Source organism: Mycobacterium sp. 050128 (assembly GCF_036409155.1).
Taxonomy (GTDB): domain Bacteria; phylum Actinomycetota; class Actinomycetes; order Mycobacteriales; family Mycobacteriaceae; genus Mycobacterium.
In genome coordinates, this window is record NZ_JAZGLW010000003.1 from 80,431 (window position 1) to 104,474 (window position 24,044).

At 65.0% G+C, this 24,044-nt stretch carries 17 protein-coding genes; 6 read left to right on the forward strand and 11 right to left on the reverse strand.

What is annotated here, in order from left to right:
* Positions 1-2: 2 nt before the first annotated feature.
* Entirely contained in the window at positions 3-1,154 is a 1,152-nt protein-coding gene (locus SKC41_RS21090; protein WP_330979644.1) for an aromatic ring-hydroxylating oxygenase subunit alpha, read from the reverse strand.
* A gap of 54 nt (positions 1,155-1,208) precedes the next feature.
* Positions 1,209-1,913, reverse strand: a complete 705-nt coding sequence (locus SKC41_RS21095) for a Type 1 glutamine amidotransferase-like domain-containing protein (RefSeq protein WP_330979645.1) — start codon at positions 1,911-1,913, stop codon at positions 1,209-1,211.
* A 337-nt stretch (positions 1,914-2,250) separates the two neighbouring features.
* Here SKC41_RS21095 and SKC41_RS21100 point away from each other — a divergent pair, with 337 nt between their 5' ends.
* On the forward strand, positions 2,251-3,852 hold the full coding sequence (locus SKC41_RS21100) for an MFS transporter (protein ID WP_330979646.1): 1,602 nt from the start codon (positions 2,251-2,253) through the stop codon (positions 3,850-3,852).
* 37 nt (positions 3,853-3,889) lie between these two features.
* Here SKC41_RS21100 and SKC41_RS21105 read toward each other — a convergent pair whose 3' ends face one another.
* From SKC41_RS21105 to SKC41_RS21120, 4 genes are all read right to left on the reverse strand, one after another.
* Complete coding sequence (locus SKC41_RS21105) at positions 3,890-4,429, reverse strand: GNAT family N-acetyltransferase (RefSeq protein WP_330979647.1); 540 nt, start codon at positions 4,427-4,429, stop codon at positions 3,890-3,892.
* A 263-nt stretch (positions 4,430-4,692) separates the two neighbouring features.
* Positions 4,693-4,854 carry a hypothetical protein gene (locus SKC41_RS21110; protein ID WP_165796427.1) on the reverse strand — a complete coding sequence of 54 codons (162 nt, stop codon included), beginning with the start codon at positions 4,852-4,854 and terminating at the stop codon, positions 4,693-4,695.
* A gap of 517 nt (positions 4,855-5,371) precedes the next feature.
* Positions 5,372-13,657, reverse strand: coding sequence for a BTAD domain-containing putative transcriptional regulator (locus SKC41_RS21115; protein ID WP_330980064.1), 8,286 nt, complete (start codon positions 13,655-13,657; stop codon positions 5,372-5,374).
* Between the two features lie 121 nt (positions 13,658-13,778).
* Entirely contained in the window at positions 13,779-14,435 is a 657-nt protein-coding gene (locus tag SKC41_RS21120) for a glycoside hydrolase (RefSeq protein WP_330980065.1), read from the reverse strand.
* A 190-nt stretch (positions 14,436-14,625) separates the two neighbouring features.
* Between SKC41_RS21120 and SKC41_RS21125 the strand changes: the two genes are divergently transcribed.
* Entirely contained in the window at positions 14,626-15,546 is a 921-nt protein-coding gene (locus SKC41_RS21125) for a class I SAM-dependent methyltransferase (RefSeq protein WP_330979648.1), read from the forward strand.
* A gap of 7 nt (positions 15,547-15,553) precedes the next feature.
* Here SKC41_RS21125 and SKC41_RS21130 read toward each other — a convergent pair whose 3' ends face one another.
* Together SKC41_RS21130 and SKC41_RS21135 are read right to left on the reverse strand one after the other, a co-directional pair.
* Entirely contained in the window at positions 15,554-16,822 is a 1,269-nt protein-coding gene (locus SKC41_RS21130; RefSeq protein WP_330979649.1) for a glycosyltransferase, read from the reverse strand.
* A 188-nt stretch (positions 16,823-17,010) separates the two neighbouring features.
* Positions 17,011-17,781, reverse strand: coding sequence for a class I SAM-dependent methyltransferase (locus SKC41_RS21135; RefSeq protein WP_330979650.1), 771 nt, complete (start codon positions 17,779-17,781; stop codon positions 17,011-17,013).
* Positions 17,782-18,022: 241 nt separating this feature from the next.
* Here SKC41_RS21135 and SKC41_RS21140 point away from each other — a divergent pair, with 241 nt between their 5' ends.
* Positions 18,023-18,322 (forward strand): hypothetical protein, encoded by a 300-nt coding sequence (locus SKC41_RS21140; RefSeq protein ID WP_330979651.1) that lies wholly within the window; start codon positions 18,023-18,025, stop codon positions 18,320-18,322.
* Between the two features lie 9 nt (positions 18,323-18,331).
* A complete protein-coding gene (locus SKC41_RS21145; protein ID WP_330979652.1) occupies positions 18,332-18,964 on the forward strand; it encodes a class I SAM-dependent methyltransferase in 633 nt (210 codons plus the stop codon).
* 15 nt (positions 18,965-18,979) lie between these two features.
* Here SKC41_RS21145 and SKC41_RS21150 read toward each other — a convergent pair whose 3' ends face one another.
* A complete protein-coding gene (locus tag SKC41_RS21150; RefSeq protein ID WP_330980066.1) occupies positions 18,980-19,675 on the reverse strand; it encodes a histidine phosphatase family protein in 696 nt (231 codons plus the stop codon).
* A 190-nt stretch (positions 19,676-19,865) separates the two neighbouring features.
* Complete coding sequence (locus SKC41_RS21155; protein WP_330979653.1) at positions 19,866-20,552, reverse strand: chitin-binding protein; 687 nt, start codon at positions 20,550-20,552, stop codon at positions 19,866-19,868.
* Between the two features lie 321 nt (positions 20,553-20,873).
* Between SKC41_RS21155 and SKC41_RS21160 the strand changes: the two genes are divergently transcribed.
* Together SKC41_RS21160 and SKC41_RS21165 are read left to right on the forward strand one after the other, a co-directional pair.
* On the forward strand, positions 20,874-21,716 hold the full coding sequence (locus SKC41_RS21160) for an acyl-CoA thioesterase domain-containing protein (RefSeq protein WP_442931737.1): 843 nt from the start codon (positions 20,874-20,876) through the stop codon (positions 21,714-21,716).
* A complete protein-coding gene (locus tag SKC41_RS21165; protein WP_330979654.1) occupies positions 21,716-23,266 on the forward strand; it encodes a class I adenylate-forming enzyme family protein in 1,551 nt (516 codons plus the stop codon). Before SKC41_RS21160 ends, SKC41_RS21165 begins: the two co-directional genes overlap by 1 nt.
* A 149-nt stretch (positions 23,267-23,415) precedes the next feature.
* Here the strand turns inward: SKC41_RS21165 and SKC41_RS21170 are convergent, their stop codons facing one another.
* Positions 23,416-24,036: a TIGR03085 family metal-binding protein gene (locus tag SKC41_RS21170; RefSeq protein WP_330979655.1), complete on the reverse strand. Its 621-nt coding sequence runs from the start codon at positions 24,034-24,036 to the stop codon at positions 23,416-23,418.
* Between the last annotated feature and the right edge of the window lie 8 nt (positions 24,037-24,044).

Here is a 24,044-nt window from a genome sequence, read left to right on the forward strand (position 1 = left end):
CGTCAGGTAGTGCAGGCATACGCCTGAGCCACCCGGGTGACGAACTGGTAGACGGCCTCCTCATCCGGGGCCAGAGGGCCCGGACGGGCGAGCGGAGAGGTGAGGCCGCGTTGCACCGACTCGCAGGCCCCCCAATCCTGGCGGTTGGTGAGGTCCCAGAAGTCCACCGCATATGAAGGGTCGAAATTGTCTTGGCTCGCAACGTCTTTGGGGAAGGCCCAGGCACATTCGACGTGCGTGCGGTCGATGGCCAGGGGCGTCATGAGGTGAGTCATTATGTAGTCGGGATGCAAGCTCACCAGCAGATTCGGGTATCCAACGACGTACATGACGGTGCATAGCTGCTGCTCGGACAATCCGGCGATCGCGCCGCCGCCGCTCTTTCCGGTGAGGGACATCGTCTCCAGGCCCTCGCCGATCGACATCCAGCCGGCAAGCCAGGTTCCCTCAAGGCCGAGGGTCGCGCCGCTGGTCGGCGGGCTGACTCGGGACAGTTCCGGGTGGATTGTCGGGCAGTGGTAACACTCTTGGTAGTTCTCGACGATGACCTTCCAGTTGGCGGCGAGCTCATAGGAATGCCGAGCGACGATGATCAACTCTTCGGGCCGGTAGGGGCCGATTACGTCCTCGAGCCCCGCGACGTTTCCGGAGAAATCCGTGTCGTGTCCGCTCGGGTCGACGAAAAGCCAGCCGTGCCAATCCACCAGGCGCAGCTCGGTGAGCCCGAACTCGTCCGGGTTGAAGTCGGCGGCATCGCGGAAGCCGGGCGCATTGCGAAGCGCGCCGTCCAGCCGGAAGGACCACGAGTGGTACGGGCAGATGATGCTGCGCTTTTTGGTCGACTCGCCACAGGGGAGCAGTTCGTGGCCGCGGTGACGGCAGACGTTGGCGAACGCACGCACGTCACTCTCCTCGGACCGCACCAGCAACACACCGTTCACGCCGGAGCCGACCGCGAGCTGGGCGCCGACCTCAGCGATGTCGCTGGCATGGCCGACGCAGGTCCATCCCGAGAAGATGTGGCGCTGTTCCCATTCAAATACCTCGGGATCGACGTAAGCCTCTCGCGGCAGCATGCGCGATCGACCGAATGGCGCTAACGCCGCGGCAAGATCCGCGGACGGGACGGGTGCCCGGTCATCAAGTTTGGCCATGGCCTCAGCGTAATTCCCGCGCTGACCAGGTACAGCCGTATCGGAAAAGCAGCGTCAGTCGCCGGCGTCGGCGGGTAGCAGTGAGTGGGCGACGCGGGTGCCCTGGTAACGGAATTGGTGTGCAGGGCGCCGCAGCGGCTCGATGGTGTTGTCGGTGTGTACGACGACTCCGCCCCCGGACGGGATTCCCAGCCCCGTGGCCGCGCCGTCGAGCGAGGCGATCGCGCGGGACAGTCGCGCCCAGTCAGCCTGCTCGTCGTGGGTGTCGATAACCGCGGGGACGAGGTTGAACACGTCGAGCAATTCGGTGGCAGCCGAAGTCTCGACGATTCCGTACCGTCCGAGCTGGACCGCGCCGGCTGATATGCCCACCAGGATCGCGCCACGGGTATGCCGGTCCAGCAACACGTCTTTCATCCCGGTTTTCTCGAACGTCATCCAGCCGAGGCGCACATCGCCGCCCGCGAGGACGATCAACTGCGCGCCTTCCAAGAAGGTGCGGTCGTCTGGGCCGAACGACGAATCGATCATGCGGCGGTCCGGGATTCCGATCGCATCCATCGCCGCCTCGAAGATGTCGTAGAACTCCGGACGGTCGCCGTTGGAGGCTCCGATGTACGCCGCGCTGAGTCGTGTGTCGCGCGTCAACCCGTCAAGTGCCGCTTCGAGCAACGGGCGGCCACGGTGCTTCCAGAACAGGAGCTGACTGTCCGCGAGCAGATACAGCGGTTGGAGTGGCTTCCGATCGGCGTCGGACATGCAAGTCACCCTATCGGCGAAGTGCCGCTGCGCTCGGCTCGGTTCCCAAGTGTCGTCGATGTGCGTGTCCAGGCGGTGCGGCTACTGCCAGAATCGTTGTCTCACAGGGAATACGGAGCAAGTCGATCCGTGTTGGTCGTCCGGGGTGATGATCGGCTTCTCGACATTTGCCCGGGCATGTTCTGGGGGTGGCTCCATGATGCGAGTGGTGGGTGTATGTGTCTTAAACTTCTAATCCTTGATACAACGCGGGGCGGGTTGCCCGCACGTTAGATAGCGCCAGTCAGCTTCGTCGCTGGGCACTGGCCGAACAGAGGGGCTGTCGAACATCGACTGTGTGGTGACTCAGGACCAGGAGCGTAAACCGTCGACGTGGGCGCCCTTGCGCAACCGCGTGTACCGCGGCCTGTTCGTCGCCCAGTTCGTCTCCAATATCGGAACGTGGATGCAGGCCGTGGCGGCGCAATGGTTCTTGGTGGAAAGCCACAGTCCGGACGTCATCGTGGCGCTGGTTCAGACGGCAAGTCTGGGGCCGACGCTGCTTTTGGGGTTGTTCGCCGGCGTGCTCGCCGATCTGTTCGACCGGCGTCGCCTCCTGATATTTCTGCAAACATATGCCGTGCTGGTGGCGCTCGCGCTGGCGCTGCTGACCAACCTTGGTCGCCTCACCCCGACCGCGCTGTTGATGTTTACCTTGGCCATCGGGTTCGCTTCCGCATTGACCGGGCCGGCCTGGCAGGCGATTCAGCCCGAGGTTGTTCCGCGCCAGCAGATACCGGCGGTTTCGGTGTTGGGCAGCGTCTCGGCGAACTCCACCCGAGCGATTGGACCGGCGATCGGCGGTATCGTCGTGGCTTGGCTCGGTCCCGCGGCGGTCTTCGCGATCAACGCGGTGTCGTTCTCGGCGATCATCTTCGCTTTGCGGGCGTGGAATCGGCCGAAGCAAATCGTGCCGATCGAGCGAGAACGCATCGGCCAGGCCATCGTCACCGGGCTGCAATACGTCGAGAACAGTCCGATTTTTCGCAGGATCCTCTTGCGCACAGCCCTTTTCCTGTTTCCCGCGTCGGCCATTCTCGCACTTTTGCCGGTGGCCGCCGCGCACACGTGGCGCCTCGGAGCCGGCGGCTACGGTGTGGCGCTGGGGGCCATTGGTTTTGGCGCGATACTCGGCGTCATAGCTGCCGAACCGTTGCATGCACGAATATCGGACAACCGGCTGATGGCGATCTCTGCCGCGGCGTATGGCCTCGCGCCGGTAGCCGTGGTCTGGCTGCCGTTCGGGGCCGCGATTCCGTTTCTGATGTTGTCCGGGACGGCGTGGCTGATCACTTTGACGACGTTGAACGCCGCAGCGCAGCTGTCGCTGCCGCGCTGGGTTCGGGCCCGTGGACTGTCGGTGTATCTGTTGGTCTCGACCGGATCTCAGGCGCTCGGCGCCTATATCTGGGGCCTCCTTGCCACCCGGTGGGGACTTGACGTCGCGATGCTGTGGTCGGCCGCGGTGCTGGGCGTTGCTGCCGTCAGTGTTGTCGTGCTGCCGCTGCGGCCGTGCACCGGCACGGAGAGTGTCGAGGTTTCCAGCGCCTGGCCGACGCCGACGCTCGTGTTCGAACCGTGCCCACAGGATGGGCCGGTGCTCGTAGCCGTCCGCTACCAGGTGCCGCCCGAGAACCTCGATGAATTCATCGAAGCGATGCGGGACGTCAGGCAGTCACGGCTGCGCACGGGCGGCCACAGTTGGCGGCTCTATCACAGTGTCGAGGAACCCAACTCGTTCCTGGAGCGGTTCACCGTGACGTCCTGGAGCGAATTTGAGCGCCAACGCACCGAGCGATGGGTGGATGTCGACCATGACGGCGTCACGAGGGCAGTCAGTTACACCGTCGACAACACCCGGCGGCACGAGTACTACGTCGCGTTGCGCACGCGCAAGTGAGAGCGGTTATGCTGCTGCGCCGCAACATCATCGGTAATTAGCCGATTGGCCGGGGCGGTCCCAGCGGCTCGCCGGGGCCCAGATCGAGTTGCATCCACGCGACGTCGTGCCAGCGGTCGTTCTTGAAATAGACACGCGGCCAGGCGCCGATATCTTCGAATCCGAAGGATCGGTGAAATGCGTTGCTGGCCTCGTTGGGTTGGGTGATGCCGGCGAAGATTCGCCGGTATCCGCGCTCGGCGAGCCGGTGCAGCACTTCGGCATAAAGTCTGCGCCCCCAACCCGCGCGGTGACGGTCGCCGCTGATGTAGATGCCGGTCTCGGCCGACCATTTGAAGGAAGGCAGGCTGATCAATGCGTGGCCGTAGGCGAAGCCGATGACCTGATCGTCATGTTCGAGGACCAGCCATTCGTGCGCCCGTTGGGCGTTGGCGATACGTGACGCCATCTCGTCGGCGCTGGGTGCCTCGAGTTCCCAACTGATCAGCGTGTTCTCGACGTACGGGCGGTAGATCGCCACGCAGGCGGCCGCATCCTGCGGCGTAGCCGAACGCACGGTACCGCTGATCGCTTGCATGCCAGCAGTCTTCCAGCCGCTCGGTTTGCCTGCGAATCGCGGGTGCAATTTCGCTGCTTCGTCGTCGGCACCCAAGACTTGCGATCGCGCAAACGGCCGCCGGGTCATGGACCCGACGGCCGTATCACGGTTTATCGCAGTGTGCTTGCGATGGCGGTCTCCGCCTCAGGCTTAATCGCCTGGGCGGGACGAACGTAGTGCAACTCCTAGCGCCCCACGATTACTCAGTGAGAGTTGAAGGGGCGCAGAGGAAAGTATGAGATTTAGCGGCCGCCGCCGGCGCCGCCGCCGCGGCCACCACCAGCGCCACCACCGCGGCCGCCGCCGGCGCCACCGCCGCGGCCACCACCAGCGCCACCACCACGGCCGCCGCCGGCGCCACCGCCGTGGCCGATGAACATTGTCTCGATGCTGTTGTTGATCATGACCCTTACCCTATCGCCGAATCAGGTATGGCGGCAATACGATTCACCGCGTGCATCGGCCCCGGTCGGCAGGTGAACAGAGACCGCAATTCCGTTGAACAAAAAGGGGCGCGGGTCGTTGGTAGCGCCCACTGTTCGCGTTGCTCGGGCCCTTTGAACGGGGTTCGGGCGAGCCCACAGTTCACGAGGCTGCGAGGACCAATTGGGGGACTTGAGACGGCAATCAGGCGATCGGTGTGGTTTGCTGTCATGCTCGCGGGCATGGCGGCCACTCCTCAAACCGTGACCGGTCATCTTCGGCGGCAGGCGTCGTCCGGCCGACTGACGCTGCCTGATCTGCTGGGCGCAGGCAGCTCCGACGCGGTGGAGATCGACGAGCGTCCCTCGATGCAGGGGTGGACGGACGGCCTGTTCGCGATGTTCGGACACCGCCGGCGGCGAACCGCGGGGTCTCGACCGAATCAACAACCACAGCTGATCGGCAAGCGCGATCGTCAATCGGGCTCGGCCCGGTTGCTTACCGGGCGAGCTCATCGAACCGCGCGAGGGCGGCATCGTGGTCTGTCTCTTCGAAGAATTCGTAGCGGTTGATCAGATCGCCTTCGACCATAAAGACGTCGGCCATGCGCCACTCGGCGTAGAAGCCATCTGGTGTCGTCGACTGAGCAACGTGGGTGACGACGGCGCCGCGACCGGTCAGCCGATGAACTGCTTCAACGTAGACGATGCTGCGCTTTGTCTCACCCATCGCGGCACGGAGGAAGTCCATCAGATCGCCGGGCGCTAGCATTACCCCGCGTCGGTGGTCGACATCTTCGAAGGTCTTTGTCGTCGTTGGCAATTGGCCTCGGTTGAGCACCTCGAACACCCGTGTGATGGCAGACCACGTACGCGACTGGGGGGCCGCCTCTCCGGCGAGGTAGCGAGCATCGAGTTCGGCAAAGGCGGCATCCATGTCGTCAGGGTCGAAGGCGACGCGTGCCAATATCCTTTCGTCGGAGTCGATCTCCGTGATGCCGAGCAGCTCAACACCGAATTCGCCGTGCCGCAGTGCGCGGTTGGAAGAGCAGAAGCGGGTGAGCGCGAGGCGCTCGCCGCGGGTAGCGATAACGGCCAATGTGGTATTCGCCCCGCCGTCTACCGCCAAGGCTTTCATTTTCTCGACCACTTCGTCGCGACCGTGCCAAATCCCCGCATTCACCACGTGTCGACGATCCTCGACCAAAATATCGGCGGCCAAGGCATCGGCTACCGCCGGCCAGTTGCGTTGCCCCAAATTTGCCACGAAGTGCTTGTCCACTCGGGTTGCCGCGTTTTCCAGCCGTAGCGCTGGTGGGCGCAGTTCCTCGAACCGCGCGAGCGCGGCGTCGATGTCGTCTTCTTCGTACACTTCCATCTGGGGTCCGTCGGCAACGAACAAAAGTGTTCGTGCCCATTGCAATTCGTTCCCATGTTCATCGCTGCCTTCGATGACGAGACCGGACACGATCCCATGGGTATCGAGCGCATGGGCCACCGTCGTACGGTAGCGAGCATCGGGTACGAGAGACCATAGCTCTTCGACAGCGTGCGCGAAATCCCCAGGCGCGAAAGGAACTCGTCGATGATTGGTGTACGCGATTTGTCTCATCATTGGCCCCGGCTGGTGACGATTAGCCTCGCCCAGAGTGTCGATTCCCATCTGCCATACGCGCGCATATGGTGCCGCCTCGCCGACCAGGTACCGATGTTCGAGCTCTTCGTAGGCGGCGTCGATGTCTTCGAGATCGAACGAGACTAGTGCGACGATCCGGTCCTCGGCGTTGATCTCGACGATGGAGAACGACTCTGTGAAGTACGCGTCGTCTCCTTGATCGCGGAACGTGAGCTGACCGCGGGTGAGTACGAGGCGCTGTCCTCGCAGCGCAATAGGGTTCGACGTTATGTGCGTGGTCCCGACGTCGGCAATTGACCGGATGTCCGCCATCTGGGCGTCTCGACCGTGCCGGACTCCCGCGCCTACCACTCGACGGCGGTCGTCACTAGAGAAGTCGTCGGCGAGTGCTTCGCTGAGACCGGACCAGTCACGAGCGGCAAAATGCGCTAGGAAATGGTCGGCCACTCTGCTCGCAGCGTTTTCCAGCCGTCTCGCCGTCGGGTGCAGGGCATCGAATCGGGCGAGCGCGGCGTCGATGTCTGCCGCATCGAAAACCTCGCAGCGGTTCACCATTTCACCCTCGACCGTCAGCAGGGCGATGCCACGCCACTCGGCATTGAAGCCGTCGCGCGAAGTTTCCTCTGCGGAGTATGTGATTAACGATCCGATATTGCTCAGCCGATGCACTTCCTCGACATGGATGTTGATGTCTTGCTTGGAATCCCATCCTGCGTTGATATAGGCGATGACGTCGCCCGGGCCGAAAGCCGTCTCCCGTCGGTGGTCGATGCTCACACAGTCTTGCGCCATCGGCGGCAGTTCATGGCGGTTCAGTGCCGCGTAGCTGGCCGCAACGACTGACCAGACGCGCGCGCAGGCTCTGGCTTCGCCAACGACATATCGTGCATCGAGCTCTGCGAGCGCGCCCTGGATATCGTCGGGGTCGAACACGATCCGCGTCACGATCCGGTCATCGGCGTCGATTTCAATGACGTCAAGAACATCGGTATGGAAGGCGCCGGGAGCCTGGTCCCAATCCGCATAGCGCAAACGGGTGAGGATGAGCCGTGTGCCGCGCGTCGCAACGACCGTCGACGTCATGTTGGTCCCGCCGAGTTCGGCGACGACGCGCATGCTCGCGATTTCTGCCTCTCGACCCTGTCGGGCTTCAACGCCAACCAACCGACGGCGATCCTCAGTGGAAAAGTCGTCCGCTAGCAGTTCCGCCAATGCGTCCCAGTCGTGCGCGGTGAACCGTGCCAGGAAGCGCTCTGCCACTTGACTTGCGGCGTTTTCAGGTCGCGCTGCGGGCCGGGTTAGTTGTTCGAACCTCGCGAGTGCGGCGTCCAAGTCTGCCTCGTCGAAAAGCTCGCAGCGGTTGAGAATTTCACCTTGTATCGTTAGTAGAAAGACTTCCCGCCACTCTGCGTCGAAGCCCTCTCGTGAGCTGCCATTCATCGCGTTGGTTACGACTACTCCACGATCACTCAACCGATGCACGGCTTCGATATAGATCTCGGACTTTGGCGTGATATCCCAGGTCGCATGGGTGTATCTAAACAGCTCGCCAGGCGCGAAAGCTCTTCCTTGCCGGTGGTCGATATTCACCCAATCTGGCGTCGTCGATGGGAGTTCGTGTCGATTAACCGCGGCGTAGGCGCACAGAATAGCCGACCACGTGTGTGCATGGACGCGCCCTTCCCCGGCCAGGTAACGGGATTCGAGTTCGGCGACGGCTGTCGTGAAGTCGTCGGGGTCGAACGTGATGAGGGCCGTGATCCGCCCGTCGGCGTTGATCTCGACGATATTGAGGACATCGGTGCGGAATGAATCGGGTCTCTGGTCGTGGCCGGAAGCATGCGAACGGTTGAGGAGGAGACGGCCGCCTCGGATCGCAATGATGGCTGAATCAAGGCGCTTTACCCCGATTTCGGCGAGTGCCGACATCTCGGCGATGACGGCATCGCGGCCCTCTCGGACTCCGACGCCTACCACCAACCGACGATCGTCGTGGAAAGCACCCTCGGCCAGGGTTTCAGCGATGGCGTCCCAATCGCGTGCGGCGAACTGCGACCGGAAGCGCTCGAATGCGAGTGTTGCCGCGCTTTCTAGCCCCGACGATGGCCGGGTGAGCTGTTCGAACCGCGCGATCGCGGCATCCAAGTGCGCCTCGTCGAAAATCTCTCCACGACTAAGCATTTCATTTTCGACTGTCAGCAGTTCGATCATCCGCCACTCGGCATCAAAGCCCTCTTGCGAGGTCCCATGCGCAGCATGGGTGAGAACTGCCCCGCTGCCGGAAAGCTCATGCACCACCTCCACATAGAGGCTCACCCCCGGGAGAGCACCCCACGAGGAACGCAGATATGTCTCCAGATCATCTGGACCGATCGCGATGACAGGTCGGTGGTCGACTGTTATCCAATCAGGGGTCATCGGGGGGATTTCGTGCCGGTTGAGCGTTGCAAAGGCGTCGGCGATGACCGACCACGTGCGTGCGTAAGCACTCGCTTCACCTGCCAGGTAGCGGGATTCGAGATCGGCAATGGCAGTCGTGAACTCTTCGGCATCGAAGACATTGACCGACGCGATCAGCCCGTCCGCGTCGATCTCGACGACGTTGAGGGCATCGTTCTGGATCGTCTCAGGGTCGCGGCCGGCGGCGCGCACACATGCGAGGGCCAGCCGCTCACCGCGGATCGCCACGACGTCCACCATCGATATTGTGAAGCCGAGATCGGCAGCCGCCCGCAGGCCGTCGATCTCGGCATCTCGACCATGTTGGGCCCCAGCATTCACGACCCGCCGATGATCGATGCTGGAAACGTTGCGGCCCATGGTTGCAGCCAGCGCATCCCAGTCGCGGGCGGCGAAGTAGGACCAGAACCGTTGGAATATTCGCGTTGCTGCGTTCTCGAGCCTGGCTGTGCGCTTTTCTTCGAACCGGGCCTGCATGGCATCGAGTTCGGCCATCGCGTCGTCGACGTCGTCGACGTCGAACCAGACCTGTCGCGTGACTTGACCGTTGTCGTCGATAGCGAATAGCTGAAGTAGCTCGTCCTGCGGCGCTCCAGGGCTCGCGTCGGCGGTTGTCGTCGTCAATTTAGACAGAGCCAATCGGTCGCCTCGCGCCGCTACCATCACATGGTCGATCCGGATCGCGCCAGTCTCGAACTCCCGCCGCATCTCAAGGCGCATCGCAGCCGACTGTACCGTGAGGCCGACGACCTTCCGGCGACTTTCGACCAAGGCGTTCGGTGCGAACAACCGCTCGAACTCGTCCCAGTCCTGACGGTGGATAGCGGCCATCACGCGTTCGCCCACTCGCACGCATTCGTTGTCCAGCTCGAGAGCTGGCGTTTCGGTTAGGGGAGCGTCGATCGGCACGACCGGCTCGCCGAGCACGTTGCGCGCCATCTCGGCAAGTGCCGCAGCGCCTTTGCGGTCATAGAGGGCGACCGCTTGTTCGGCGGCGGCTCGTGCTCCGGCGGTATTGCCGGCCGCGGCCAATACGGTTGCGAGCGTGAGGCACGCGTCACCGTGATCGACCAGGGCGTCAGTCCGCTCGGCCAAAGCCACCGCGGCCTCGGCGACCCGCCGAGCTGCCTCATGGTCGCCGCCGCGGGCCAGCAGGAGCGCCCGAAGCGTGCGCCACCCCATCGACGCCTTCAAGGCATGCCCGGCGAGACGTTCGCTCTCCGTGCATAACTCGTCAGCCTCTGCCTCACGGTCGAGCGCAAGACAGGTGCGGCCGAGTAACGCGGCGGTCTCGGCAGTGTCGGCGTCGAGACCCATGCGACGAAAGCCGTCGTACGCCTTGCGAAGATGCGGCTCCGCCGCAGCAGGCTCATTGACGATGAGTTCGACGATCCCGGCGAATTGTTCAACTTCGAGCCGCGCGTGGCGTAAGCCGAGTTCGGTGACGGTGCGCCGGGCCGAGTCGATCATTCGCCGGGCCGCGGCGGCACGTCCTCGGAAGGCCTCCAACACGGCCTGGCATCGCGTCGAGGTGGCCTCGACGGCCGGCGAGTCGGTCGTGATGCGAAGCAGCCGCACCACGTCGAGACACCGTCCGCCCGCGCGCGGAACGGGGTTGGGTCCCCACAACGCCGCGAGTGGTGCGCCCGCCAAAACCGCGTTCACACTGCGGTGTTCGCGTGCCCGGCGCGCCGCGGTCAGCGCGTCGTCGAGGGCGATTTCGCAGTCGGCGATTCGGCCCAGGCGGGCGAGGCACCCCGCGCGGACGGTGTGCGCCTTGGCTTCTCCGGCGGCATCGTCCAGTTGGGCGAGCTTGGCGGCGGCCGTGCTCAGTGTGGATTCGGCCTCGTCCAATCGCTCGGGGTGAATCAACAACGAGAGTTGGCCGTCGAAGCATGCGGCCCATGCTGTGAGCCGGGCCGAATCGACTGTCGTCTCTTGCAATTGGGAGACCGCACCCGCGGCCGAAGTCACATCGCCCGCGGCGAGCAGGGCTTCGCAGCGCGCAACCAGTAGCTCGGCCGTCTGGGTGTCGCGATCGGACAGCTCGTCGTCAATTTCCTCCAGCGCGTGCAAGGCCTGGTGATACAGGTCCGCCGCACCTTCGTAGGCAAGTCGTGCCATCGCCTGGTCCGCGGCACGCCGGCAGTAGAAGACGGCCTTGGCCGCGTTTCCCGCCCAAGCACATTCGTAGTAGTGATGAGCCAGTTCGGCCAACAGTTCGTCGTCGGCGCCCGGTAGCGTCTCCAGCGTCGCGGCGATGCGCTGGTGCAATCGCATGCGCCGCACCGATGCCAACTCGGCCAGCAGCGACTGGCGCACGATCGCGTGGTTGAAGCGGTAATTGCCGCCGGGCTCTTCGACGACGATGCCGGCTTGGCACGCCTCGTCGAACGCATCGATCAAGTCGTTTCCGACGACCTGCTCGACCAGTTCCACGGCGAACCTGCTGCCGACGACCGCAGCGGCGGCGAGAGCTTTGTTGGTTTCAATCGGGAGCCGAGAAAGTCTGCGGCTCACCGCTTCTCGCACGCCCTGCGGCAGGGTGCTCTGATCCCACACGCCGCCACTTTCGTCGACGTGGCGCAAAGCCTCGATCAGGAAGAAGGGGTTACCGCCCGTGACCGATGCCAACGCGTGGGCGAGCTCCTCGTCGTCGTAGCCGGCCTCGGCGACGTATGCGGTCACATCGTCCTCGTCGAGTCCGCTGAGGCTCAAGCGGTTTGCGGTGCCAGTAGGGGCACTGCGGTGCAGATCGGCAAGCATCGCGGCCAGGGGATGGGCGCGGTCGAGGTCGGTGCTGCGGTAGGTGCCGACGATCTGCACGCGGCCGTGGTCGCCGAAGCGCAGCAGATGCCGCAGCAGCAGCAGCGTCGGCTTGGCCGCCCAGTGCAGGTCGTCGAGGATCAGCAGGACCGGCGCACTCTTGGACGCGATTTCCAGCAGCGCCACCACGGCATCGAAAAGTGCGTAGCGCTCGGTGTCGGGATCCGGGTGAGCCCGGGAAACCAGATCGGGTAGGACATCGGTCAGCCCCGGTGCAAGTGGTAGCAGCGCTTCGACGCCGCGCAGTCGCCGCAGTCGGTCAGCGCCCACGCACGGCACCAGTGAACGCAACGCCTCGGCGAACGGCTGGTAGGGCGCACCGAGGTCCTCGTCGCACCGGCCGTACAACACGATCGCTCCCTGCGCATAAGCCCGCTGCGACCATTCACCGGCCAGTCGTGTCTTGCCGACCCCCGGCTCGCCGGCGATCAGCACGGTGGGCACACCGCCTGCGAGCGCGGTCTGCCACACCGACAGCAGCCGCTCGAGCTCGCGGCCCCGTCCGACGAACGGCCCGGGTCCGACGAGGACCGCGGGGAGGCCGGGTCGCTCCATCGGCGGCTCGGCTGGCTGCGGTTGGGGCTGGGCCGCGGCGGTTTCGAGTCGCAGCTCGAAAACATGCTCGGGGCGCGCGAGGTTCTTCAGCTGACGAGTCCCGAGGTCCTTGAGCATGACGTCGTCGGCCAGCGAGTCGATGACGAGCTCGGCGGTCGCACCGGAGCACAGGATCTGGCCTCCCTCGGCCAGCGAGCGCAGGCGCGCCACCCGGTTGACCGCCCGGCCGAAGTAGTCGCCGTCGCGAAGCTCGACCTCACCGGTGTGTAGCGCCATCCGGACGCGGATCGGCTCCCGAGACACCCACGGTTCGTGAGTGATTGCGTCTTGCAACTCAATGGCCGCGGCGGCCGCCGCGGACGGCCGCTCGAAGACCGAGAACGTCGCGTCGCCTTCGCCACGTGTCTTGATCAGCCGGCCGCCGCGCGAGGTGACGACCTGCTCGACCAGCTCGTCGTGACGAGCGAGGGCGATCGCCATGGCATCGGCCTCGGCCTCCCATGCCGCGGTTGATCCCTCGATATCGGTGAGCAGGAAGGTCACAGCACGTGTGACCGACGGAAGATGCTGCGTCACAGCAACGTCCAGCGACGAATCCTGAGCAACGATCGCGGTTTCGAGGCGTCGAAGCTCCGGCCCGGGATCGACGCCCAGTTCGTCGGCGAGCAGCGACCGCACCCGCTGATACGCCCCGAGGGCTTCACCTTGCCGGCCGGCCCGGTACAGGGCGAGCATCAGCTGGCCCCATCGTCTTTCACGTAGCGGCGCCTCGGCGACGGCCGCCTCGAGGTCGCCGATGACCTCCGCGGCGCGTCCGGTGGCGAGCAGTGCGTCTGCTCGATCCTCGACGAGTGCGGCGTGGCTTTCGATCCAGCGCGTCTTCTCGGAGAGTCCCCGCTGCCCGTCGGGTAGTTCGGGGATTCCGCGCCAGAGGACGAGCGCCTCCTCCAAGCACATCACCGCTTGGCTGGTGTCGCCGACGGCAGCCGCATCGCGTCCAGTCTTGGCCGCCGATTTGTAGCGCGACGCATCCACCTCGGCGCCGTCGAGCCGCCAGCCGGCTCCCTCGGTGACCACGAAGCCGTCGCCAAGCGCGCGGCGCAGCGCGGAGATATGGGTTTGCAGGGCCTTAGCGGCGGTGCGCGGTGGATCGTCACCCCACAGCAACTTGATCAATGCGTCGGCGGGCACAACCGACCCATCGTGCAGCCCGAGCATGGTCAGGATGGCGCGCGGCTTGGCGCCCGGAATAGCGACGGGCGTTCCGTCCTGCCGGACCTGGAGAGGTCCCAAAACCCCCAGTTCCACCGAAGAAAGGGTACTCACGTCAGCCATCGTCGGTGGCCGAATTCAATACCTGGTCAAGATCGAGTAAAGGTGCGGCACGCAATTCGCGGCTGTCCTCTGCCCCGCGGGCTAGCTAACGCCTTTACTCCGGCGGTGCAGGGGTCATGGACGCGATGTAGTAGACCTCGTTGCCCTTGGGATATCCGCCCCCGCCGGTGGCGATGTGGACGTGGTCGTAGTGGTTGGCGGTTTCGGACCCAAGGTCGGCTGTCCAGGCCCCCGAATTGGGGCCCGGGTAGATCTTCTGCCGCCAGATCACGTGGTTGATGCCCCAGCGTTTCGCGTTCGCCAGTGCATATCCGGCGATCTGATTGCCGAGTTCGATGCCTTCGGGGCTGCCATGGTCCGGGATCATCACGTCGATCGCCAATCCGTTGGGATGCCACGGCAACGGATCTTGCCGGTACCCGTAGATGGTCTTGATCTGCGGGAACAGCACGCTGATAACACGGGCCGCCCAGATGGTCTTGACCTGCAACCTGTCCTCCGACGCGATGCCGGGGGGTAACGGGAATTGGAAGCTCTGCGCCCCGGTAGGCGCGGCCGCGGCCAGGGCCGTCAGTGCCTCGGCCTCCGCGGGAGTGGCGACGTGCGGACCCAGTCCGGTCGCCGGGTCCTTCGGGGGCGGGGCGGCGGTCACCGTCGGGGTTGCCGTCGGGGGTTCGACGTAGCTCGTGGACTTCGTTCCCTGGGCGTAAATCATGCCGGCAGAAACGACGAGCGAGGCCGCGATCGCCATCCAGCGGTTCCGGCCGATGGCTAACACGTTCCTGCTCACTTAGAGCACTTTAGTGTCGCGTGCGACGTGTGTGGCGATCTTCGTCGTTTCTGGTCGGTTCGCTACCAACGGATCGTTCCGACGCGGCCCAAGTTAAGGTGGCTGCTATCGATTTTCTGCTCTCGCGGCCGGTTTCAGGATGGTGGTAACGGTGTCATCGGATCACCCAGCGCGCACCGAAGGGGACAGTTGGGATCTCGCCTCCAGTGTGGGAGCGACGGCAACGATGGTGGCCGCATCTCGCGCGCTGGCGTCACGTGAACCGGATCCGCTGCTCGACGATCGGTTCGCTGAGCCGTTGGTCCGGGCGGTGGGGCACCCGTTCTTCACCCGCATGCTCGACGGCGATATTCCGCTGGACGAGGACGTACCCCTGACCGCACGGCAGCGCTGCGAGCAGATGGCCGTGCGCACAAGGTTTTTCGACAACTTCTTTCTTGCAGCAGCCGCGAGTGGGATCCGTCAGGCCGTCATCTTGGCGGCCGGGCTCGACGCCCGGGCCTACCGGTTGCCGTGGCCCGCGGGCACGGTGGTGTTCGAGGTGGACCAGCCGGACGTGATCTTGTTCAAGGGCACCACGCTGGCTCAGATCGGCGCCGAGCCGACCGCCGAACGCCGAGCGGTCGGCGTCGACCTGCGCGATGACTGGCCTACCGCCTTGCGCGACAACTTCTTTGACACCGCGGCCCCGACAGCGTGGATCGCTGAGGGTCTGTTGCCCTATCTGCCACCGGATGCCCAGGACCGGCTGCTGGACAACATCACCGCACTCAGCGCGCCGGGCAGTCGGCTGGCCACCGAAAACATAACCGACATGAGCGTGTTCACCGACGAGCGCGCGCGGGCATTACGCAGCGGTTGGCAAAAGCACGGACTCGATTTCGACGTCGCCGATCTGGTGTGGGTCGGTGAGCGGCGTCAAGCCGGCGAGCACTTGGCGGGAACCGGCTGGACTGTCACCCGGCACCTCACCGAAGACCTCTACGCCGAAAACGGATTCGAGCTGCCGGATCACGAACTGCTGGCCGAGTTTCGGCGCACCATCAGCTACCTGAGCGCAGAACTGGGCTGACCACGCCTCAGGCAGACCGCTGCGCGCCGGCAAATGCCTCCAGGAGGTCGGCGGCTTTGGCGACGCTCGCATCGGGTTTGCTCATCCGAGTCGCGAATTCGCGGGCTTGGGTCACGCACTCCGGGCTGAGGATCTTGCCTAGATCGGCGACCAACGATTCGCGGGTTGTGTTCGCAAACCGCCGGGTGGCACCGACCTTCAGGCGGGTGATCTGAGCTCCCCAGATCGTCTGAACGAGGTCCATCGACAGGACCAACGTGGGAACTCCTGCGCGCAGGCCCGCGGCCGTGGTGCCCGTGCCGCCGTGGTGCACGACCGCGCGGCAAGCGGGAAAGATTGCCGCATAGTTGACTTCGCCGACCACCTTGACGTTGTCGAAATGCGGCACGTCGCCGAAGTCGCTCCACCCGGAGCACACCAACGCCCGCTCACCGAGTTCCGCGCATGCCGCGCTGATCATTTCCACCGTCTCGGCCGGAGATTCGACGCGCATGCTGCCGAAGCCGAAGCAGATCGGCGACGTTCCGGCGGCGATCCAGGACGCGACTTCCTCGTCGGCATCCGTCATCAATTCCAATGTCAGCGCGCCGACGAAGGGCCGCCGCCCCTTCCATTTCGCCCATTCGGCTTCCAGGCCGGGAAAGCAAGCGTCGTCGTAGGCCTGGATTTCCAGCGATCCACGGTCGGTGATGCGTCGCGAGGCGGGACGAGTTGCCCTGGGCAGGCCCAATTCACGGCGCTGCGCATCCTCGAGATGTTTCGTCATCCGCCATGTCAGCCAGTTGGACACGCTCATGGCCGAGCGCGCCAATGGCGCGGGCAGAATCGGGACGAGCTGGCCGTTGGCCCGGATCGGGACGTAGTGCAGGGTGGCCAGCGGCAGGTCGTAGTACTCCGCGACATTGGCCGCGGTTTCCATGAAGCTCTCGCCGGTGAACAGCACGTCGGCCCCGTCGGCCAGCGGCGTCAGCGTTTCGCTCATCTGTACCCAGCTGCGGATGACGGAGTCGCGAAGTTCGCGCCACATCCCGATCAGAGCGGGGACTTTCCATGCGTTGTGGAAGGCGGACGTCCAGAAGTCGCGGTAAGTATCCAGCCACTCCTGCGTGTCGAGCCCATAGCCGACCGCGGAAAGCCCGGCGGCTTCGGCGAAATCAACGAGATCCGGCGACACGGCCATCTGCACGTCGTGCCCTCGGCGCAGCAGTTCGCGGCCGACAGCGACTGACGGCTCGATATCCCCCCGAGTTCCATAATTTGCGAGCACAAATTTCATTGCGGATCCCGGATCTTCAGTTGTGGTGTGCCTAATCCGACCTCAGGGGGCATCGGTGGGGTGGTGCCGGCTCAGCGTAACGTGCTCCGCTAGCAAAATGGAGCAGGTGTTGATAGCGCACCCGACATCGCGTTCGTGAACGGCCATACCCCGGCCTCGTTGTGACGCAGAGGAATCGCGGTGCACCTTCAATGCTCGGCCCCGCGCGAAACGCGGTCGGCGCGCCAGCACCATGCGCGCATCGGGATATCGATCACGTCGTCACCCGGAAAGCGTGCCTGCATCGCCGAGCGCGCCGCGTCGAGCGTCTGGGCGCGGTCCTGCGGGGAGGCAATGATCGCGCGGCTGTAAGTCGCCAGCATCGCGACGGCGTCCTCGAGTGTCATCGTCCGCACGAACCGGAAGATCTCGCGCTCGATGTTGTGAAAGATCTGCGGTTCGGGAAGGTCGAAGTGCAGGCGCTGCCGGAAGCGATCGACCGATTGGACTTCTTCGAGGTCCTGGCCGGGCAGCCGGCCGAGGTCACGCACCCAGTCCACCTCGCGGTCGCGACTCGTCCAGATCAGGCCGAAGCGACCACCGTCGCGCAGCACCCGACCGATCTCGGGCAGGGCCCGTGCGTGATCCATCCAGTGCCACGCCGACGAAACGAACACCGCGTCCGCGGCGGCGTCCGGAAGCGGGATCGATTCGCCGCGCCCCTCGAGCGCACGGATTTCCGGGGACCGCTCGGTCAGCACCTTGCGCATTCGTGCATCGGGCTCCACCGCGATGACTTCGGCCGCCTTGTCGACCAGGGTGCGGCTGAATAGGCCGGTGCCAGCCCCGACGTCGACGGCAACCCCGCAACCGGGCGGCACCAGCCAGCCCACGGCCTCCGGCGGGGCCTGGGGCCGCAGCCCGTCGTAGTCTTCAGCGATCGATCCGAAGGACATTGCGCGTTCTTGGCGATCAGTCACAACGCCACGCTAATCCGCTTGCCTATGTCTGAACTTAGTGATTGCCATGTGCTGCAAGCGTTTAGTGCCATCGGCTGACGGATCCCCTGAAATGCGCCGCAGCGCAGCGGCGATGTTGCGCCATCGCCTTCGGGCGTGGCCCGCCACGATGGCGCCGGCGAATCCGGACCGCAAACGCCTCAGCTGGCGCACAATGATGTTTCCGGCCGCTGGCCAGATGTTTTCGCGGAGGAGAGCCGATATGACCAAGACCATGACATTGCCCAACCGCCCGCCATTGCTACGGCGTTGCGCGGTAGGCGTGTTCGCTCTCGTGTTGGCCGGGTTGCCGATGGCCTGGATCGCTGCTCCCGCGGTCAGCCGGGCCGACCCGTATTGCGCGCCGGGATGGGCCTGGAGCGTCGAACTGAACCAATGCGTGTTCGTGCTTCCGGCCGCGAATGGGCCGGGTGGTCCCGGCGGACCGGGTGGCCCGGGCGGTCCCGGCGGACCGGGTGGGCCCGGGGGCCCCGGTGGACCCGGAGTGCCGGGGCACCACTAGACATGTTGTATGACCGCACCGCGACGCCGGGGGTTCAACAGTGTTATCACCGGGGTGTGGAGTTTACTGGCCCCCGCCTACGATCATCCAACTTTGCAGCAGTGGGTATACCGCCCGCCACACGACGAGGTGATCGCGCGACTGCGTGACCATCAATCACGCCAGATCGCCGACATCGCCTGTGGGACAGGCATTCTCAGTGATCGTATCGAGCGTGAACTACACCCCGAGGCGATCTACGGGGTGGACATGTCGGACGGCATGCTCGCCCAGGCTCGCGCCAGATCCGATCGGGTGCAATGGTTGCGCGGCCCGGCCGAGCAGCTGCCTTTTGACGACGGCTCACTCGACGCGGTCGTGACGACCTCGGCTTTCCACTTCTTCGACCAGCCGGCCGCGCTCCGGGAGTTCCATCGCGTACTGGCTCCGGGCGGTCTAGCGGTCGTCTCCGCGCTGAGCACGCGACAAACGGTGCTGCATGTGTCGACGAACAGGTGGAAACCGCAACACAACGCGTCGTCGGCCGAGGTGCGGTCGATCTTCGAGGGCGCCGGATTCACCGTCGTCGATCAGCACCGGATCCCGCGGCCCCTCTGGCTCCGGTTCGTTTCCGACGTGGTAACCGTCGGCATCAAGAGCTGAGGCCGGTTCCGGAAATCAGCACGGCGGGGGATCGGCGTCCCACTCGGTCATAGTCCAGCCGTCGGACGGGTTTCCGGTAAGGACTACGTGGCCGACGTTGGTCAGCGACTTGGTTTTCAACAACGACGGATCGGCATTGCGCGCGTTCATCAGCACCCAGAACATGATCGCCGCGCTGTGCGAGAACGCGACCGGATTCTGCTCGCCGCTGTCGTAGATGCGTTGAACGGCTTCGGTGAACCGCCCATTGAACTCGTTGCCGTCCACCGAGCCGGGGATTCGTGCGCTGCGGTCACCCTGCAGCCAACGCGCCGGAGCGGCGAAGTAGGTCTGCTGGATGTCGGCCTCGGGTGTGCCCTCGAACTTGCCGGCCTCGATCTCGCGCAGCCCGGGCAGCACGGTGATCTGTTCGCCCAGCAATTGCGACGTCGGCGTGGCCGTCTCCTGGGTGCGGATCATGGTCGAGGCGTAGACGCCGTCGTAATGGTTGGGCGCCAATTGCCCAGCCGCCACGTCTGCCTGGCAGAACCCTCGGGGCGAAAGTTCAGGGCCCGGGACCGTGGTGTCGATTAATCCCGACGCGTTGGCCGCCGACTGGGCATGTCGCACCAGCGTCAACGTGATAGTGCGATTACCGGCAGCCCGCGCCGGCGCCCAGCTCGTCGCCAGCACCGCCACGACGACGATGGCAACGAAACTTCCTATGGTCATCGTGATTTCACGCGCGCGCCGACGTTGGCGATCATCCGCAGTTTTCACGCGAGAAGTGTAAGGCGTTCCGATCGGACGCGCTGCGCGAGCCCGGCAAACTTCGCCTTTTGCGCAGGCCGTTGGCAGATCGCACGACGCCCGCCTCGCCAAGCGGCGAAACGGGCGTCGTGGTGGGTCGTTGGTCAGCTATTTACAGCGGAATCCACACTCCGAAGAACCAGAAGCCCCATGCGTTGAAGCCGGGATCCCATACAGGGGTTTCCTGGTAGCCCCAGTAGTTGATCGGGCCGTAGTTCCACGGACCCCCGGGCGGCGGGAGCGGTCGATCCCACATTGGTCGAGGCGGCTCACCCGGCCCCCAGGGGCCGGGCCCATCGCCCCACGGTGCGTTGTTGAAGTAGCCCCGATGGGGATCCCCGTGCCACGGGCCGCCGGGGCCACCCGGACCGCCGGGGCCACCAGGCCCGCCCGGTCCATTGAAACCGGGGCCGCCTGGGTGTCCAGGGCCACCAGGGCCGTCGGGTCCGGGGCCACCAGGCCCACCGGGACCGTTAGGACCACCGGGTCCGCCCGGGCCGTGTTCGCCGGGACCACCCGGTCCACCGGGACCACCCGGTCCACCGGGACCACCCGGTCCACCGGGACCGCCGGGACCACCCGGGCCAGGACCACCGGGGCCGCCGGGACCACCGGGACCACCGGGATCATTTGGCCCGTTCGGAGCGTGGCCGCCTCCTGGCCCGGGAGCGCCATGGCCCCCCGGGGCCGAAGGTGGTGAACCAGGAGCGGCATTTGCCAAACCGGCGCCCACGCCCAGCGCTGCCGCGCTAAAGGCGCCGGCCAGCGTGCCCGCCGCTATCAGTTGCTTGAATTTCATACTTATTTCCCCCCACGTATTAATTAGTGGATATATCGAATGCTGACCCCCAACTCACTCGACGCTAGATAGCCTGGCTATGAGTCGGCTGTGACTTGCCCCTGCGACGCCTTTGGTTGATCAGTCGGCCTTCGGCGCCCGGCGGGTGAGCCAGCGGGCTACCGGCTTTCTCGAGTTAGTCAATACTGCTGTGCGCGTTCACTTTTGACTCAAACAGCGACCGTACGTCGCGCGACCAGGAAGACGAACTGTAACATCTACTGTTGCTCACCTCAGAGGAGGAATCTTGATGAAAGCCGTGGTCGCGCGGAGATTCACGTGGTGACCGAACCGAACATCCTGCCGGATGACGTCGATTCGACGACGCCCGGGCCGTACTTCGTGCGCGACGAAAGTCGTTACGTGCCAACGGCGGTAGCACGCGGCGGGTGGGGTCCGACAATGAGCGGCCATGTGGTCGGTGGCATCTTGGCCGCGGTCCTCGAGGGTACGGTCGACGACCCGGAGTTGCAGCCCGCGCGGCTGACGGTCGACTTGCCCGCACCGGCTGCGCTGGAGCCGTTCGAAGTGCACACCAAGGTCCAGCACGAACGTCGGCGATTGCGTCTGGTCGAGGCGCTTCTCACCCAGCGTGGCGAACCCGTCGCGCGAGCGAGCGCGCTGTTTCTGCGGCGTGGCTCGCAGCCCGACGGCAAGGTATGGTCACAACCCCTGCAGATGCCGCGGCTGCCCATCGAGGATGACGGCGACAAGCCGACGCTGTTTCTGCGGACCTACGGCTGGGGCGGAGACCTCCAGAATCCCGATCCCGAGTGGGACATGACCGGACCGAAGTACACCTGGCTACATGAAATGCGGCCGTTGATCGACGACGAGCCGCTCACACCGTTCGCTCGCGCGGCGCTGTGTGCCGACGTCACCGCGGCAATCGCCAACTGGGGGACGAAGGCGTTGGAGTTCATCAACGTGGACTACACGCTCACCCTGAGCCGACTGCCCGAAGGACCTCATATCGGGCTGGCCGCACTGACGCACTACAGCGACGACGGCGTGGCCAACGGTTCAGCCGTTGTCTTAGACCACCTCGGTCCAATCGGCAGCGCGGTGTCCGTGTCCATCGCGCACTCCGGATTTCGACCACCCTCGGACTTGCCGTCGGTCTGATGACGACCGGAACGGACGTCACCTACTGGACGTTGATCGCCGAAGCGGCACAGCGCCAGCCGGATCGGGTGTTGTTCGCCGACGACTATGGCCGGAGCCTGACCGCGCGCGAGCTTCACGATGCGGCATGCGCGACGGCGGCCGCGTTCGCCGAACGTGGGATTGGCGCGGGAACGGTAGTGTCCTGGCAGCTGCCAACCACGCTCGAGACCGTGGTTGTCATGGCGGCGCTGGCTCGGCTCGGCGCGGTGCAGAACCCGATCATCCCGATCCTGCGGGGACGTGAGATCGGCTTCATCACCGGGCAGCTGTCCACCGAATTCCTTGTGGTGCCCGAAGTTTGGCGAGGATTCGATCACGGCGCACTAGCCCGGTCGTTGGCCTCGACTCAGGGCTTCGAGGTCGTCTCGGTCGATCTGGCAACAGCTCCGCAGGCCGATGAGCTGCGGCTGCCGCGTGCCGACGCCGATGCACTCGCGACGGCGCCCGGTGGCGACAACCAGTGGATCTACTACTCGTCGGGAACCACCGCGGCGCCCAAAGGAATTCGTCACACCGACAGCACCGTGATCGCCGGCGCGCGAGGGATGGTGCGTGCGATGGGTATCACCGCCGGTGATGTGGATCCGATCGCCTTTCCGATCGCCCATATCGGCGGGGCCGCAATGGTGGCCGCCGCGCTGATGACCGGTATGCGCCTGGCGCTCTTCGAGGTATTCGATCCGGCCGCGACACCGCTGGCTATCGCGGCACACCGCCCGACGTTCCTAGGCACCGCCACACCGTTCTTCGTGGCTTTTCTGGAAGCGCAACGGGCTCATGGCGATACGCCACTCTTCGGCGCACTGCGGGGTTGCATCGCAGGGGGTGCACCGATCACCGCCGAACTGGGGCGACAGGTCCGCGAGACCTTCGGTGTGGCCGGAATCGCCAACGCCTGGGGGATGACCGAGTTTCCCGTGGCGACCTCACCACCGCTCGACGCCGCGCCCGAGGTGCTCGACTACACCGTCGGCGCACCGGTATCGGGGGTTAGCGTGCGCGTCGTCGACAACCACGAGAATGAGTTGCCCGTCGGGCAAGAGGGGGAATTGCGGCTCAAGGGACCGCAATGCTTCCTCGGCTACGCAGACACCGCACTGGACGCCGGCGCATTCGACCGCGACGGCTGGTTGCGCACCGGCGATCTCGGGTTGATCGACGCCGACGGCAATGTCCGCGTCACCGGCCGAATCAAGGACGCGATCATCCGCAATGCGGAGAACATCTCGGCCCTCGAGATTGAAAACGTGCTAGCCACCCATCCCGCCGTTGCCGATGTCGCCGTCATCGGAGTTGCCGACTACAGCGCAGGGGAGCGGGTGTGCGCCGTCGTGGTACCCGCGTCGGCCGACGGCGTGTCATTGGAATCCCTGGTGCAGCACTGTCATTCGCTGGGTCTGGCCCGCTATAAACATCCCGAGCGCCTCGTCATCGTTGAAGCCTTGCCGCGCAATCAGTTCGGCAAAGTCATCAAGAAGGATCTGCGCGAGGCCTTCGGCCGTCCGTAATCCACGGGATTTCGATCACATCTGACGCACCCGTACCAAAAAGACTGGCCTATAACGGTTTTAACACGCGATATCGGATATGCTATCGCGATTTCAAAAGATGTGGTCCAGCGCTTCGCGGTGCTGATGTGGCGCGTGTGACTTTGAGTTTACAAACCCTTAGGTGCATCGCGGACGGTCTGCACCGCGGACGCATCGCCGTCGAACTCGACGCGAGCCTCGCGCCCGACGGAGAACAGCAGCAGCTCTTCGGCCGTACCGGTTACCGTGACGGTCGGGCCACTGCCCGCGATCAGCACCGTCTTGCCCTCCGGGGTGCGCAATGCGACCCGGCCTGGAACTTTCGACAGCGTCATCCGGGCCATCAACGGCAGCGTGCGCCGCAGGCTTTTGGCCAGGGCCGGTTCCAGGGCGCGCGGCGCCCAGTTCGGCTGCGCACGCCGCACGTCCTCGTGGTGGATGAACATCTCGCCAACATTGGCCACCGGGTCGAGCAGCTTCAGCGGCGAGTAGGCCGGCGGACCGGACGCGACCTTGTTCAGCAGCGCATCCCACTCGGTCCGCTCGGCCACCTCGTTTTGCACCTTGGCGGTATGGGCGGCGAAGAACGGGATCAGGATGCCGGGTGCGGCATCCGCACGATATTCACGAATCACAAGGTGGGCGGCTAGATCTCGCGTGGTCCAGCCGTCGCACAGGGTGGGCGCATCCGGCCCGACGCTGCGCATGGTGTCGACGAGGGCGGCACGTTCGCGTTGAGCAACAGACACCTGAGTTC